Source organism: Pseudomonas sp. JDS08PS003 (genome assembly GCF_045013505.1).
GTDB classification, from domain to species: domain Bacteria; phylum Pseudomonadota; class Gammaproteobacteria; order Pseudomonadales; family Pseudomonadaceae; genus Aquipseudomonas; species Aquipseudomonas protegens_B.
In genome coordinates this window covers 480,694-496,020 of sequence record NZ_CP120724.1, presented here as the reverse complement: position 1 = coordinate 496,020, position 15,327 = coordinate 480,694, and the positions used below count along the sequence as shown (strand labels likewise).

Sequence of the window (15,327 nt, the reverse complement as noted above, 5' to 3'; positions counted from 1 at the left end):
ACCCGCCCACTCAGTGTTTGTGCCGATGATGAACATCAGGGAAGTGCGCATGGCTATGCCGGATCGGTGCGTGTTCGTGGGGATGGCTGTGGGGCTCTGAGCCGTCCCACTCAAAGCCGTGTTCATGCTGGTGGTGCTCGTCATGCCTATGGCGATGGTTGTGCGCGAGGGGCTCATGCTGATGTTCGTGAGCGTGGCTTTCCATCAGGTGAATCCAGACGCCGATGGCCATCAGTGCCGCCGCCACCAGGAACCACAGGGAAACCGCCTCGCCCAGGATCAGAATCGACAGCGCTGCGCCAAGGAAGGGCGCCGTGGAGAAGTAGGCCCCGGTGCGCGCACTGCCCAGCCCTCGCAGGGCCAGGACGAACAGCACCAGGCTGACGCCGTAACCCAAAAAACCCACCAGCAGTATCGGCCCCAGCGTGGCAGCAGCAGGCAGTTGCGCGCCAACAAGCAACGCCAGGCCGGCATTGACCACCCCCGCCACCACTCCCTTGCTGCCGGCGATGAACAGCGCATCGGAGGCCGAGACCTTGCGGGTCAGGTTGTTATCGATGGCCCAGCACAGGCAGGCGAAGGCCACGGCCAGCGGCCCCAGCCAGTCATCAGTACCGGCGTGCTGCTGCGGCCACGACAAGACCACTCCACCCAACACGATCGCGAGCATGCCGATGACGATCCGGCGATCGGCGTTCTCCTTGAACACCAGCCACGCCAGCATCGCGGTGAGTACCGACTCCAGATTGAGCAGCAACGAAGCGCTGGCGCCCGCGGTCCGCGTCAGACCAAACATCAGCGCGACCGGCGCCAGCACACCACCAAACAGGATCGCCCCCAGCAGCCACGGCCACTCGCGCGCCGTCAGCCCCGCCGGCTGCCAACCCCGATCGCGAACGCAACGAACAATGGCCAGGCCCACACCACTGCCCAGATACAGCAGCCCAGCCAGGAGCATCGGCGGAACATCCAGCCCCAGCAGCTTGGCCAGTGGTGTGCTGGCGCCGAACAAGGCGGCCGCCGCCAGCGCGCAGAGAACACTCAAGTTCATGGTCGGATCACCCTTCAGGCTCATTGCAAGACGCTGAACATGATGACCCTGTCCATGTAGAAATGCCGTGAACCGGAGCGACGCAACCGCTTCACCCCGAAGCGGCATCCATCAACACTTTGAGCGCCGCATCGGCCTCGGCACGTTGTGCCTTGGTGGGTTTGACGGCAAATCGGCTGCGCTGCTTGTTGAGGGTCAGGTAGGCGTTGTCGCCATCGCCCCAGATGTAGGAGTAGATCAGCAGAAAACTGTCGGAGCCGGGCTGGCAGTAAGGGGCGACGCTGCGCAGCGGCGCCAGCAACTGGATCATCTCGCCATAGTTTTCAGTGAACTGCAGCAAGGCAAACTGCCAACGCCCTGTCTGCGGGTCGTAGTGAGAAGTGCCGCCCGCCCCCGCCCACATCTGCGCCACTTCCTGCAGGCTCTTCGCACCAGAATCCTCCAGCGACTCGGCATCGACCCGGGCCGAGCCGTACATGTCCTTGCTGTCGAACCACTTCTGCCAATCGTTGTAGGCGATCGCCGGGCGTGGCGGCGCGGCCATGGCTTGGGCGTAGTGCTCGGGCGTCATGCTGCAACGCAGATACACCGAGGAAGGCTCGCTCGCCTGCACCTGCCCGGTCGCGGCCAATAGCACCGCCAGCGCCAACCCTGTCCATGAGCGAAATTGCATCATTGTCATCCCTGATCCCTCGAAAAAAGGCCGCCAGCATACCCGCGCCGATGCTGATCCAGGGAACGGGCCGCCATCAGCAGCAGAACCCGATCAACACTGAGCGCCGGCAATCAGCCTCAGGCAGGCGCCTGCGCCGCCTGCCAATGCTTCATCTCCTCGGCGATAAAGTGCTGCACCAGATCGCTGTACAGCTTCTCGATGGCATCTGCGCTCAGGCCTTCGGCCTCTGCCCACTCGCGGCGGGTGGCGAGCATCGCCTTGAAGCGCTCCTCGGCCCGTACAGTAGCCGCCGAAGTCTTGAACTTCGACGCCGCCAGCACGTACTTGAAACGAGCCCCCAGCAGCGCGACAACCGCCCGATCCAGGGTGTCGATTTCCCGGCGGATGTCTTCCATGCCCTGGCATTGTTCCGGGCTCATCTGATTCTTCACTTCCATGCTCAACACTCCATCGGGGTCAGGGGCCCGGATTATTCTCACGGGCCGCAGCGAGAGTAAAGATGCCGGCGCCACCCGGCTGTTGGACGCGCTGGCAGTTGCCGCGCCGTGGATCGGCCGGGTATTAATGGGCACACAAAAAAACATCGCTGACGCCGAATGCCGCTCCGGCACATTGCAGCCGCCAAGGAACAACCGTCCATGTCCCTGCTGTCCTCGCCCGACCTGCCTGCCGCACAACCCGCCATTGCCGGGCCGACACCTGGCCCCAGCGAAACCTTCAACGAACCGGCGGCGGACGGTTACCTGATCGGTGGCTGTGCCTGGCGCCACCCGCAAGCCGATCCAGCGCGACCGGTGGTGATCATCAACGCCGCGACCTCGGTGCGCTGCCGTTATTACTTCCGTTTCGCCGACTACCTGTTCGCCAACGGCTTCGACGTGATGACTTACGACTACCGCGGCATCGGCGAGTCGCGCACGGGTTCCCTCAAGGGCTTCAAGGCGTCCTGGTCGGATTGGGCTGCGCTGGACTTCGAAGCCATGCTGCAACGAGCCCAGCGCGAGTTTCCCGGGCAGCCGATCGATGTCGTGGGCCACAGCTTCGGCGGTTGCGCCGTGGGCCTGGCGGCCTCTGCCGGGGTGATCCGCCGCGTGGCCACCATGGGCGCACAGTTCGCCTACTGGCGCGACTACGAACCCAGGCTGCGCTGGCGCATGCTGGGCAAATGGCACGTGCTGATGCCCCTGCTGACCTGTCTCTACGGCTACTTTCCCGGCAAGCGCCTGGGCTGGATGGAGGACACCCCCGCCGGCGTGGTCAGCGACTGGTGCACCCCACACACGCGCTACGAAGGCCGCCCCAGTGGCCGCAGGCTCGCTGGAGAGCGCAACGGCCAGCCCTTCGCCCAAGTCACGGCAGCGATCCTCGCCATCAGCCTCAGCGACGATCCCTTCGGCACCGTGCCGGCCATCGAACGCCTGCTGGCTTACTTCAACAACAGTCCACGCACTCACTTGCGCATCGCCCCGCAGGAAATCGGCGAAACCGCGGTCGGCCATTTCGCCTTCTTCCACAGCCGTTTCGACACGCGGCTCTGGCCCATCATCCTGGGCTGGCTGCGCCACGGCGAACTCGACAGCCGCAGCCCGGGACGAGTAATCCCACGCGCCTGAACCACCCTTCTCGCCCGGTGGCAGATGCCCCGGCCGGCATTTACTGGCATCCTTGGCCGCCTGAAAGGTCGCCGCTGTCTGGCGACCCACGCGACACACCTCCAAGCATCAAGGTAAGACGCCCATGGCATCTGCGAACAAGCAACACAAAAGGGCCCAGCGGGCGAAAACCAAGGCCAAGCAAAACCGCGCCAAGCGCACTGCACCGACCTCTGAGCTGGAACTGGACCCCAACGACAGCCGCATCGACTTCGAATCGGTGGACCTGACCGAACTGTTCGTGAAAATGCGCGATGCCGAAAAAACCAGCCAGCAGGCGCTGTGCACGGTCTTCCTCTCGGACCCGCTGCTGGAGCTGGTCTATGAGCAGGAAGGCGAACAGGGCGCCACGGACTTCATCCTTGCGGCGCTGATGGAGTACCGCAACTGGTCCACCGAGGCCGACGAGGCCACGGCCCTGGCCTGGATCGAGTCCGAGGCCTTCCAGGCCGACTACATGGCCGCATCCCAGGCACTGTTCAGCGCCGAAGGCTGAGTTTCATCCGGGCATGAAAAAGGGCGCATTCAGCAATGAATGCGCCCTTTTTCGTTTCAGCTAAACCGCCTGGCGTGATGCTCAGGCAGCTTCCAGCCGAGGGATTTCCATGCCGATGCGCGAGCTGGCGAAGTTCAGGTCGCCGCTGGCGATGGACTGGGCCTTGAAGCCCGAGCCGATCAGGTCGCGTACATACAGCTTGTTGTAGATGAACATGAACACCAGGTTGCTCAGGCCGAAAGTGAACATGGCCAGCAGGAACATGATGGCGGCCCATTTCCAGTCGGCGCGGAACAGTGCCGGGATGAAACCGAAGAAGAACACGGTCCAGGAGAAACCAACTGGCGCTTCCTTGATGGCTCCGGTGTTCGGGTTTTTGAAGATGATTTTAGTGAACGCCATGCGCGTCTCCTTGCCGCCCTTTTTTGAGAGACCAATGGCCGGGCGATCACCATTGAACCCTGAATGCTCGTTCTTCGAGCCGGGACTGTCGGGCATGCCGCAGGCAGGCGCGGACAATCAGGAACCAGGGCTAGTGCGCACGGATCAAGGGAGAGAGGCGAAGACGGATTCAGAGCCCCGACAAGCATTCAGTCCCTTGCAATACAGCGCTATTCCTTAGCTCCTCTCACGCTGGCACGCAAGAGCTCTTATCGAAGAGCGCGCAGGCTACTATTTCGCCAGCGGGCTGTCCATGAAACGCCATGTAACAAGTCACAGTTCCGACAAAAAAGGCCACCGTCAATGCTGACAGCCATCTTTTTGCCGCTCAAACAGCCAAATTTTCAGCATCCCCGGCCGGGGCCTTCGTCGTTGCCTGGTAATACTGCTCGGCACTGATTTCGCTGAGAGTCGCGTAGCCGTCGTACTGGTAAAAACGCTGCTTATCCCGAGCATAGCGGTCCGCGACAAACTCCAGGCTGGCCAGGTCGATGCGCTTGGCACTCACCGGGCGCCGGCCACAGAACAGCTTGCGCGTGCCCAACTGCAAGAAATCCGGATGAGGAACCCTCACTTCTTCCGGGCTGAACTCCACCTCCAGCGCCTTGCCGGCAGAAAACATCTGCGTCGCGCTGAAGGCGTAGCTGCCCATGAAGCGCGTGTGGGCCGGGTCGAGGTTCCTTTTTCTTTCGCTGTAGTAGTACACCGCGCCCTTATCCCTGGCCCAGCCATGCCCGCAGGACTCGAAGCTGGCCAGATCCGCCTTACCCAGCGGCTCAGGCGCCTGGTAAAAGATCCTGTGGCAAAAAACCGTCCGGCCATCGGCCAGGTAAGGCCCGCCCAGGGCACGGTACTGGTCGACGGAGGCTGAAGAAAATCGCTCCGGCACCTGGGTCTCGGCACGATGAAAGGGGATCAGGTACAAGCCGTTGGCATCACCGCACAGGTGTGTGTCCAGCAGCTTGAAACTGCCGGCATCCAGACCATTGATAGCGCGACCATGAAAGTGCACCTGGTGCCCCAGCTCAAACCCCAAGCCGATGGCGCGCAGGGCTGGCGTTGTCGACGCTGACACGCTGGGCTCCTGCAGACGGTGCCACCAGTAGCCCTGCAACTGCGGGTGAGCCTCGAAGAACGCGGCCCACTCCTGCAGCATCCCGTCATCGATCACCCCACCCGAACCGAGAGGGCCGTGCTTGTCGCCCACCAGCACCGGCGAGTGGTGGTGTTCACCGCGCTCCAGCTGGTTTACCACAAAGCTCTGCACATCCACATCCAGCGGCTTGTTGAACAGGTAGGCGCGATGCTCGTCGGCGTAGTAATGGAATCCCAGGTGACGAAAACTCGGGGCGTGGGCTCCACGCAGGCGGGTGCCATTGCAGTAGACGAACTGGTCATCCACGGCCACGTACGGGTCCGGAGTTTCACTGCGGCTCAAGACTCGGCCGGCAGCATCGAACACGGACTGAACGCGATTCAGCAGGCGAAAGTCGCCGACATAGCGCAGGGTTTTTCCGGTCAGGAAGTAGGCCCGTTGTGCGTCCTTGGCGTAGCGCTCGTTGAGCACACTGAAGGTTGCCAGATCGACGTTGTCGATGCGGTAGAAATACTCGTAGGCAATGCTTGAGCCCTGCTGCGCCTGGACGATCACCGAATGCCCGTCGGTGCCCCAGCGCTGGGCCAGCATCTGAAAGCCCTGCGGATTGGCTATCGGCAACGGCGAGCCGTCCTTCTGGTGCAGCGGCACACCGCCCCGACAGACCTGATCGTTGATCACCTGATAAGCCGGATGGTTGCTGCCACGCACCCGGTCCTCGGCGCTGGCGATCGCCCGTGCGCCCAGGAAGACCTTGGCCCCGTCACTGAACAGCACCGCGGATGAAGGCCAGTTCTCCGGCACCGGGTGCAACAGTGCCAGGCGCTCAGGCTGCGCGCCCTCGATCACCGCCAACCCGTAGTCGTGACAAAAGTAGGCACGCTGCTGATCGCACCAATGGTCATGGCCCAGGCTCCGCAACCCGCGGCACACACGCATCGGCAACGTCTGCAACGGGTGGTAGCCATAACGGGCGAAGTAGCGGGGCAAGCCATAATAGTCGGCCCGCGCATCACGCAGCAGGTGCCGATGAACACGATGGCGCCAGAGCGATTCGCCCTCTACCAGGAGGGAAACCGGGAACTGCTCGGCCGCGGCCTGAGAAGCCTGCTCAGCCGGCGTCCGCCCTTCAAGCTGCAGCATGAGGTAGACGTCCCGGGCGCGCTCTTCCACCAACAGCGCGCCCTCCACGAAGGCGAACCCCTGATGCCACTCAAGGTCGAGCATTTCCCACTCGGCAAAATCCATGTCCAAGTCCTTCATCGCTGCATCCCAAGCTGACCGAGCGGTGGATTATCAGTAGGCAACCTGCCAGCGTAAAGCGCCCCGTCGCCAGACCGCGACTGAGCATCAGCCCGCCACAAACAGACACGCCAAATTGCATTCGGACATGAAAAAGGCCGCGGTCATCTCTGAGCGCGGCCTTTTTTACAAGCAGTGGAGCAAACCGTCAGCTCAGCGCCAGGGCACCATTGCGCTCGGCCTTGCGCCGACGGGCCACCAATAGGCCCGCAGCGATGACGATGACACTCAGCAGGCCGGTGGCGAGGATCTCCACCCGATGCTCTTCCTGGAACAGCATGATGCCCAGGATCGCGACGATGAACACGATCACCGCGTAGGTCAGGCCAGGGAACAGCCACATGCGGAAGGCGATTTTCTCACCGGCGGCCATGCGCTTCTGGCGCATGCGCAGTTGCGATACGGCAATCACCAGGTACACCAGCAAGGCGATGGCGCCGGAACTGGCCAGCAGGAACTCGAACACCGCAGCCGGAGCTACATAGTTGGCGAACACCGCAAGGAAGGCTGCTGCAGTGGACAGGATCACCGCCCAGTAAGGCGTGCCACTGGCATTGGTGCGCTTGGCGACCGCTGGAGCATCGCCCCGCTTGCCCAGGGAGAAGAGCATGCGCGAGGCGGTGTAGAGCGCCGAGTTCAGGCAACTGGTCACCGCCACCAGCACCACCAGATCAACGATCAGCTTGGCGTTGGGGATGCCCATGCGATCGAGCACGGTCTGGTAGGAGCCAACCTGGGCCAGGCTTGGGTCGTTCCACGGCACCAGGGCCACAACGATGAAGATCGACACCAGATAGAACAGACCAATCCGCCAGATCACCGAGTTGGTGGCCTTGGAGATCTGTTTACCCGGGTTATGGGATTCCGCCGCAGCGATGGTGACGATCTCGGTGCCCATGAAGGAGAACATGGTGGTCAGCATGGCGGCCAGCACCGCGCCCATGCCGTTGGGCATGAAGCCTTGGGTGTCCACCAGATGCGAGACGCCGCTGACCTGGCTGTTGGGCAGCAAGCCGCAAATGGCCGCCAGGCCGAGGATCACGAAGCCGATGATGGCCACGACCTTGATCAGGGCAAACCAGAACTCGAATTCGCCATAGTTCTTCACACTGAACAGGTTGGTGGCGGTCAGCAGCAGGGTGATCACCAGGGTAAAGACCCAGATCGCCACGTTGGGGAACCAGGCATGCAGGATGGTTGCAGCGGCGTTGGCTTCCAGCGGGATCACCAGCACCCAGAACCACCAGTACAGCCAACCGATGGTGAAACCGGCCCAGTGGCCAATGGCGCGATCGGCGTAGGTCGAGAACGACCCGGTATCCGGCGAGGCGACGGCCATTTCCGCCAGCATGCGCATCACCAGTACCACCAGGGTACCGGCGGCGGCGTAAGCCAGCAGCACGGCCGGGCCGGCCTCGGCGATGGCGTGGCCGGAGCCGACGAAGAGACCCGCGCCGATAACGCCGGCGATCGACAGCATGGTCACATGCCGTGGTTTGAGCCCCTGCTCGAGGTCATTGGAGAGTTGCGTACCGCTCATGAAAAGCACCTTTGCAACGAAAAAAGAGTAACTCCACCCGGTCTGCATTCGTTCTCGTAAAAAGAATTCAACAGGGCGTTCTTTATTTCGTACGCAAGAATTGCGCCAAAATGTTACAGAGTCCCGGGCAATAGGGGTTGGCGAGCCGACCGATGGAAATCCCAAGTCATTGAGAACAATGGCATTTCGCCATTTCGTTACCGGGTGACTCACTTTGTAGGACGAAACAATGCACCAGAAACACACCCCCAAAGTGCCTGATGCACAATTAGCAAGCAGATCCGTGACCTTTGGCCCGTTAACCCTTCCAACACCCGGCCAAAGCTGGCACCATCGCGCCTTTTTTTACGCGACACCTACCGGATTTCAGGCGGTTTCTGGGTTCAAACGGGCGTTCGGTTGTTGATGGGGCGACAGTCTTCTGTGCTGATGCGACAACCTGCCACACGCCGTCTGTTTACCTCCGGTAGCGCTGTTGGCTGCGATTCGAACCCTATGCTAGCTTGGCGCCTCGCCAGGAAGGCCGCCAACAGCAGGAGCACAATGAACTCTATGAGGACCGCACATGGCTGAGGCCACGCCCGCGCTTGAAATCCGCAACTTGCACAAACGCTACGGCTCTCAGGAGGTACTCAAAGGTATCTCGCTGACCGCACGCGACGGTGACGTGATATCGATCCTGGGTTCCTCCGGCTCCGGCAAGTCCACTTTCCTGCGTTGCATCAACCTGCTGGAAAACCCGCACCAGGGCCAGATCCTGGTGGCCGGCGAAGAGCTCAAGCTCAAGGCCGCGAAAAACGGCGAGCTGGTGGCCGCCGACGGCAAGCAGATCAACCGACTGCGCAGCGAAATCGGTTTCGTCTTCCAGAATTTCAATCTCTGGCCGCACATGAGCGTCCTCGACAACATCATCGAGGCACCGCGCCGGGTGCTGGGCCAGAGCAAGGCCGAGGCCATCGAAGTGGCCGAGGCGCTGCTGGCCAAGGTCGGCATCGCCGACAAGCGCCACGCCTACCCGGCCCAACTGTCCGGCGGCCAGCAGCAACGCGCCGCCATCGCCCGCACCCTGGCGATGCAACCCAAAGTCATCCTGTTCGACGAGCCGACCTCGGCCCTGGACCCGGAAATGGTCCAGGAAGTCCTCAATGTGATCCGCGCCCTGGCCGACGAAGGCCGTACCATGCTGCTGGTCACCCATGAAATGAGCTTTGCCCGCCAGGTCTCCAGTGAAGTGGTGTTCCTTCACCAGGGCCTGATCGAAGAGCAGGGATCGCCACAGCAGGTCTTCGAGAACCCGCTTTCGGCACGCTGCAAACAATTCATGTCCAGCAACCGCTAACGGAGCTACACGCATGCAGAGCTATAAGAAGATCCTCCTGGCCGCTGCCGTCACTCTGGCTTTCAGCGCCAGCGCTGCCGCCGAAACCCTGAAAATGGGCATCGAGGCCGCCTACCCACCGTTCAACAACAAGGATGCCAGCGGCCAAGTGGTCGGCTTCGACAAGGACATCGGCGACGCCCTGTGCGCCAAGATGAAAGTCGAATGCACCGTGGTCACTTCCGACTGGGACGGCATCATCCCGGCCCTGAACGCGAAGAAGTTCGACTTCCTGATCTCCTCGCTGTCGATCACCGACGAGCGCAAGCAAGCGGTGGACTTCACCGACCCGTACTACTCCAACAAGCTGCAGTTCATTGCGCCCAAGGCCAAGACCGAGTTCAAGACCGACAAAGCCTCGCTCAAAGGCAAGATCATCGGCGCGCAACGGGCGACCCTGGCCGGCACCTGGCTGGAAGACCAACTGGGCGACGACATCACCATCAAGCTCTACGACACCCAGGAAAACGCCTACCTGGACCTGACGTCTGGCCGCCTGGACGCGATCCTGGCCGACAAATACGTCAACTACGAGTGGCTCAAGAGCGAAGCCGGCAAGCCTTACGAGTTCAAAGGCGATCCGGTTGAAGAAAGCGACAAGATCGGCATTGCCGTACGCAAGAAAGATCCTCTGCGCGAGAAGCTGAACGCCGCCCTGAAGGAAATCGTGGCCGACGGCACTTACAAGAAGATCAACGACAAGTACTTCCCGTTCAGCATCTATTGATACTGACTTGCCTGACCGGCGCTCGCCCCCTGGGCGCCGGTCCTTAGCAAAGCCATCCAGACCCCATGAATATCGATCTCTACGGATTCGGCCCGGCGCTCGCCGCCGGCGCGCTGATGACCGTCAAGCTGGCCCTCTCGGCGTTATGCCTGGGACTGGTGCTCGGTCTGCTCGGCGCCTTGGCCAAGACTTCTCCGTACAAGCCGCTGCAATGGCTTGGCGGCGCTTATTCGACCCTGGTGCGCGGCGTTCCCGAGCTGCTCTGGGTCCTGCTCATCTACTTCGGCACGGTCAACCTGATGCGGGCCCTGGGCGAGTTCTTCGGCAACCCCGAACTTGAACTCAACGCCTTCGCCGCCGGGGTGATCGCCCTTGGCCTGTGCTTCGGCGCCTACGCCACCGAAGTGTTCCGCGGCGCGATCCTGGCCATTCCCAAGGGTCACCGCGAGGCTGGCATGGCCCTGGGCCTGTCGAAATGGCGGATCTTCACCCGGCTGATCATGCCGCAGATGTGGCGCATCGCCCTGCCGGGCCTGGGCAACCTGTTCATGATCCTGATGAAGGACACCGCCCTGGTGTCGGTGATCGGCCTGGAAGAAATCATGCGTCACTCGCAGATTGCAGTGACCGTTTCCAAGCAGCCGTTCACCTTCTACATGGTGGCCGCCTTCATGTACCTGGGCCTGACCGTACTGGCCATGACCGGCATGCACTTCCTGGAAAAACGCGCCGCTCGCGGCTTCGCAAGGAGCGCCCAATGAACTGGGAAGTGATCATCAAATGGCTGCCGAAACTGGCTCAGGGCGCAACCCTGACCCTGGAGCTGGTGGCCATCGCGGTCATCGCCGGCCTGTTGCTGGCGATCCCCCTGGGCATCGCCCGCTCATCACGGCTGTGGTACGTGCGCGCCCTGCCCTACGCCTACATTTTCTTCTTCCGCGGCACGCCGCTGCTGGTGCAGCTGTTTTTGGTGTACTACGGGCTGGCACAGTTCGATGCGGTGCGTGAAAGCGCTTTGTGGCCCTACCTGCGCGATCCGTTCTGGTGCGCCACCGTGACCATGACCCTGCACACCGCGGCCTACATCGCCGAGATCCTGCGCGGTGCGATCCAGGCCATCCCGCCGGGTGAAATCGAGGCTGCGCGGGCCCTGGGCATGTCCCGACCCAAGGCTTTGTTCTACATCATCCTGCCGCGCGCTGCGCGGATCGGCCTGCCGGCCTACAGCAACGAAGTGATCCTGATGCTCAAGGCCAGTGCCCTGGCCAGCACCGTGACCCTGCTGGAACTGACCGGCATGGCACGCACCATCATTGCCCGCACCTACCTGCCGGTGGAGATCTTCTTCGCCGCCGGGCTGTTCTACCTGGTGATGGCCTACGTTCTGGTACGCGGCTTCAAGCTGCTGGAACGCTGGCTGCGGGTCGACGCCTGCCAGGGACGCTGACCTTCCCCCGCTCCCGCGCGGGAGCGGGCCTGCCCGGACTCACCGCCCATGCCCTCGATCCTCCAAGGCCCCGCGCTGCTCGATCGTTTCCAGGCCCTGGACGGCTTCCTGCTTGAACACCAGATGCTCTGGCGCCCGCGTCCGTTCAACCATCTGCAACTGCCGTGGGAAACCGCTCATCCCGAACTGGCCCAGTGGTTGCGCCAGCGCTCCCTGGAAGACGCCGAAGCGGCCCACAACCACCCGGAGCAACTCCAGGCACCGGCGCCCTTTGCCCAACTGGCGGAACAGGCCCGAGCACTCGGCGCGGTGGGCGCACTCCCCATAAAGGCACTGCCCGCGCCAAACCAACGCCTCAAGGTCGACGTGCCCGGGCGCAAATGGCAGCAGATCGAAGCCTTCGCCACCTGCCTGCAATTCGACCGCACGCCGACTCACTGGCTCGACTGGTGCTCCGGCAAGGGCCACCTCGGCAGGCGCCTGCTGCAACCCGAGCAGCAACTGACTTGCCTGGAATACGACCCGGCGCTGATCGAGAGTGGCGAGCAACTGAGCCGGCACCACGGTTTGCCCGCCCGCCATCGGCAACAGGACGTGCTGGCCGATGACACGGCCCAGCACCTGCGCGCCGAGCACAGCCCGGTGGCCCTGCACGCGTGCGGCGATCTGCATGTGCGCTTGATCCAGCTGGCCAGCCAGCAGGGTTGTCCACAGCTGGCCATTGCCCCCTGCTGCTACAACCGCACCCGCGCCAGCCGCTACCAGGGCTTATCCACAGCCGCCCGGGCATCAGGCCTGGAACTGTCCCTGGAAGACCTGGCCCTGCCCATGAGCGAAACCGTCACTGCCGGCGCCCGAGTCCGGCGCCAGCGCGACACCTCCATGGCCCGGCGCCTGGCATTCGACCTGCTGCAACGGCAAGTGCGTGGCCTCGACGAATACCTGCCGACACCCTCCCTGCCCAGCCACTGGCTGGACAAACCCTTCGCCGACTACTGCCGCGACCTCGCCGCCCTCAAGGACTTATCCACAGTCGATTGCCAGGATTGGGCCGCGCTGGAAGTCGCCGGCTGGCAGCGCCTGGCCCAGGTGCGCAACCTGGAACTGCTGCGGGGCCTGTTCCGCCGCCCCCTGGAATTGTGGCTGGTGCTGGATCGCGGGCTGTTTCTGCAAGAGCAGGGCTATGCCGTGCGCCTTGGAACCTTCTGCGAAGCCCCCTTGACCCCGCGCAATCTGCTGCTGCTGGCAGAGCGCCGGTAACCGCCTGCGCCGACCCAGGCCCGTTGTGCATAACCACTGCGGCCAGTGACCTCACTAACGGACATCGGACACCCCATGGGAAACCCGCACCCCATTGAAAGTCGCCGATCACGCCGGGGGATGTCCCTCAACTTCACGAAAGAAAAAAACCAAGCTCATTACGCCTACTAGTCTCTAAGGCGAGCTGGACATGTGCAGCACTCAAGCCACAGCTCTGGCGCAACTAAAGCGGTCATTTTTCGACAGGAAGTCGCCAAGTCCACCCACACATACAGGGAGTTAACCATGAACGTCATAGACCCTCAGTCACACACCTACGAAACCCTGCAAAAGGGGTTCAACTTGCGCTGGCCGCCCAGTATCGAACAGGGCGCACAGCGGATTTATGTATGTACAACACCCGATGAAGTTCTGGCGGCAGCCAATACAGCACTGCGTGATGGCTATCGCATCACAGTGCGCAGTGGCGGCCACTGCTACGAGGGTTTTGTTTCCAACAAGTTGAGCGGCGAGACAGAAAGCCTGGCAATTATCGACATCGGTGAAATGAAAGGCCTGAAGTACGACGAAAGCCAATCCATCACGTCTCCCTGGGACAGCCAGAACAAGCAGTATCGATTCATGGCATTGACCGGCAATCAGAACTGGGACGGTTACCTGTCGCTGTACAAGCAGGCCGGGCGCACCATTCCTGGCGGCTCATGCTATTCGGTCGGTTTGGGCGGGCACATCAGCGGCGGCGGTTACGGTTTGTTATCGCGCCTTCAGGGCTTGACCGTGGACTGGGTAACCGGCGTCGACATGCTTGTGCCTGTGGAAAACTCGCGGCAACTGAAGTTCCGGCATGTTCGCGCAGACAGTCCATCAAACGAAGACAAGGCATTGTTTACCGCCTGTTGCGGGGCCGGCGGTGGCAACTTCGGCATCATCATCGGCTACTACTTCGACCAACTCCCCCAAGCCCCGCAAAAAGCCTACTGGATTCCCCTGGCCTACCCGTGGAAAGAGCTGATTCCCAACTTCTCGAACTTCCTGCGAGCCTATTGGCAATGGTTCTCGGATAACGACGCCAACGCGACCAGCCCGGTGGAAGGCGTAGGCAACGGCGGATTGTTCACCCTGCTGAAACTGAACCATGTGGATACCTCCGACCATGTGGTGCTGGCGATCCAATACACCGGTCCTAATGGCCTGGTCGGCGGCGCAAACGATATACCGCTCAACGACTTCATCAGCAAGATGAATGCCGCGGCGGGCATTACGCCGACCCTCCATGACGGTTTCATCGCACCCAACATTGCACCGCTCAGGCACCCGCTTGCCGGCAGGAAGTTCAGAGGGGCGGTGGCTGAACACACCGCGATGGATTGGCTATACGTCACTCAAATGATCAACGGCTCGGGCAACAATCAGCGGGGCAAATACAAGTCTGATTATCAGGTCGAACAATTCTCCGAGCAGGCCTGCAACGCGTTGCTGACCCACCTGACCGAAGCTACGCCAGACAAGCGCTTCAGCCAGTCCCTGGTACAGATCGACTCCTACGGCGGGGCGATCAATAAAAAGGGCATGGGAACCACCGCCGTTCCTCAAAGAAGCTCACTGCTTAAAACCCAATACCAGACGTATTGGACCCATGCTGCCGATGACTCGGTGCAACTAGCCTGGATTCGCAACATCTTCAATGCCGTGCACGGCGGCAAGCCGAAAAGACCCGCCTACGATGGCTGCTATATCAACTACCCCGATGTCGACATGAAGTACACCGATGCGGGCGCTGTAGACCCCAACTGGTTGAACTTGTACTACGGCTGGAACACACAACTCATCAACACACTTTGCAACCTGAAGGCCTCAATTGACCCCAACAACCTGTTTCGTCATGAAATGTCCATCCCGGCCACAAAGGCCGACTAGGTTCCGGCCCGGACCCAACGCAGGGGCCTAACCACAGCGTGCTCGGTCGAGCCTCCCGGCAGCCGTGCGCCATTGGCTTGATGAGCAGGCTGTGCGTTTCTGCGACAGGCTGTCGCGACCTGTGGATAAGTCTGTTGATGGAATCCTGACAAAGCCTTGTAATGCATGGCGCTGGAGCCCCTTCACAGGCTGGTCATTTTTTGTTCACAAAATAAAAGCCCGAAAAAACAGCCAGTTGCATAAAGATGAGAACGGCTCCACAAATCCGACAGTTCCCGACCCTGGCAACCCATCCGTTGTGCATAAACACCTGAGCGAACGGGCATAACGACCTTCGCTCAGGT

Annotated in this window: 14 protein-coding genes; 8 read left to right on the top strand and 6 right to left on the bottom strand. The window is 61.7% G+C overall.

The features are described from left to right. Positions 1-10: 10 nt before the first annotated feature. The 3 genes from P7C00_RS02265 to P7C00_RS02255 all read right to left on the bottom strand — a co-directional run bounded on the left by P7C00_RS02265 (position 11) and on the right by P7C00_RS02255 (position 2,164). Positions 11-1,051: an EamA family transporter gene (locus P7C00_RS02265; RefSeq protein ID WP_404938071.1), complete on the bottom strand. Its 1,041-nt coding sequence runs from the start codon at positions 1,049-1,051 to the stop codon at positions 11-13. A 91-nt stretch (positions 1,052-1,142) separates the two neighbouring features. After that, entirely contained in the window at positions 1,143-1,733 is a 591-nt protein-coding gene (locus P7C00_RS02260; RefSeq protein ID WP_346634178.1) for a hypothetical protein, read from the bottom strand. Between the two features lie 110 nt (positions 1,734-1,843). Further along, positions 1,844-2,164 (bottom strand): isochorismate lyase, encoded by a 321-nt coding sequence (locus P7C00_RS02255; protein ID WP_404938070.1) that lies wholly within the window; start codon positions 2,162-2,164, stop codon positions 1,844-1,846. Between the two features lie 201 nt (positions 2,165-2,365). On the opposite strand from P7C00_RS02255, the gene P7C00_RS02250 reads away from it, so the two are divergent. Beyond that, positions 2,366-3,340, top strand: a complete 975-nt coding sequence (locus tag P7C00_RS02250) for an alpha/beta fold hydrolase (protein ID WP_404938069.1) — start codon at positions 2,366-2,368, stop codon at positions 3,338-3,340. Between the two features lie 124 nt (positions 3,341-3,464). Further along, the gene (locus tag P7C00_RS02245; protein WP_346634175.1) at positions 3,465-3,875 is read left to right on the top strand and encodes a hypothetical protein; all 411 of its coding nucleotides are present in this window, start codon (positions 3,465-3,467) and stop codon (positions 3,873-3,875) included. 81 nt (positions 3,876-3,956) lie between these two features. On the opposite strand, the gene P7C00_RS02240 is transcribed toward P7C00_RS02245, so the two are convergent. The 3 genes from P7C00_RS02240 to gabP all read right to left on the bottom strand — a co-directional run bounded on the left by P7C00_RS02240 (position 3,957) and on the right by gabP (position 8,254). After that, complete coding sequence (locus tag P7C00_RS02240; protein ID WP_025128407.1) at positions 3,957-4,277, bottom strand: hypothetical protein; 321 nt, start codon at positions 4,275-4,277, stop codon at positions 3,957-3,959. A gap of 367 nt (positions 4,278-4,644) precedes the next feature. Continuing rightward, positions 4,645-6,675 carry a hypothetical protein gene (locus P7C00_RS02235; protein ID WP_404938068.1) on the bottom strand — a complete coding sequence of 677 codons (2,031 nt, stop codon included), beginning with the start codon at positions 6,673-6,675 and terminating at the stop codon, positions 4,645-4,647. Positions 6,676-6,862: 187 nt separating this feature from the next. Further along, positions 6,863-8,254: a GABA permease gene (gene gabP / locus P7C00_RS02230; protein WP_346634173.1), complete on the bottom strand. Its 1,392-nt coding sequence runs from the start codon at positions 8,252-8,254 to the stop codon at positions 6,863-6,865. Positions 8,255-8,819: 565 nt separating this feature from the next. Between gabP and P7C00_RS02225 the strand changes: the two genes are divergently transcribed. The 6 genes from P7C00_RS02225 to P7C00_RS02200 all read left to right on the top strand — a co-directional run bounded on the left by P7C00_RS02225 (position 8,820) and on the right by P7C00_RS02200 (position 14,983). Beyond that, on the top strand, positions 8,820-9,593 hold the full coding sequence (locus P7C00_RS02225; protein ID WP_346634172.1) for an ABC transporter ATP-binding protein: 774 nt from the start codon (positions 8,820-8,822) through the stop codon (positions 9,591-9,593). A gap of 13 nt (positions 9,594-9,606) precedes the next feature. Further along, on the top strand, positions 9,607-10,359 hold the full coding sequence (locus P7C00_RS02220; RefSeq protein WP_233321810.1) for an ABC transporter substrate-binding protein: 753 nt from the start codon (positions 9,607-9,609) through the stop codon (positions 10,357-10,359). A 65-nt stretch (positions 10,360-10,424) separates the two neighbouring features. Then, the gene (locus P7C00_RS02215; RefSeq protein ID WP_233321811.1) at positions 10,425-11,120 is read left to right on the top strand and encodes an ABC transporter permease; all 696 of its coding nucleotides are present in this window, start codon (positions 10,425-10,427) and stop codon (positions 11,118-11,120) included. Then, on the top strand, positions 11,117-11,806 hold the full coding sequence (locus P7C00_RS02210; RefSeq protein ID WP_170002027.1) for an ABC transporter permease: 690 nt from the start codon (positions 11,117-11,119) through the stop codon (positions 11,804-11,806). The genes P7C00_RS02215 and P7C00_RS02210 overlap by 4 nt, the downstream gene beginning before the upstream one ends. 48 nt (positions 11,807-11,854) lie before the next feature. After that, entirely contained in the window at positions 11,855-13,066 is a 1,212-nt protein-coding gene (locus P7C00_RS02205; protein ID WP_404938067.1) for a methyltransferase, read from the top strand. A gap of 285 nt (positions 13,067-13,351) precedes the next feature. Continuing rightward, positions 13,352-14,983, top strand: a complete 1,632-nt coding sequence (locus P7C00_RS02200) for a BBE domain-containing protein (RefSeq protein WP_346634170.1) — start codon at positions 13,352-13,354, stop codon at positions 14,981-14,983. Positions 14,984-15,327 lie beyond the last annotated feature (344 nt).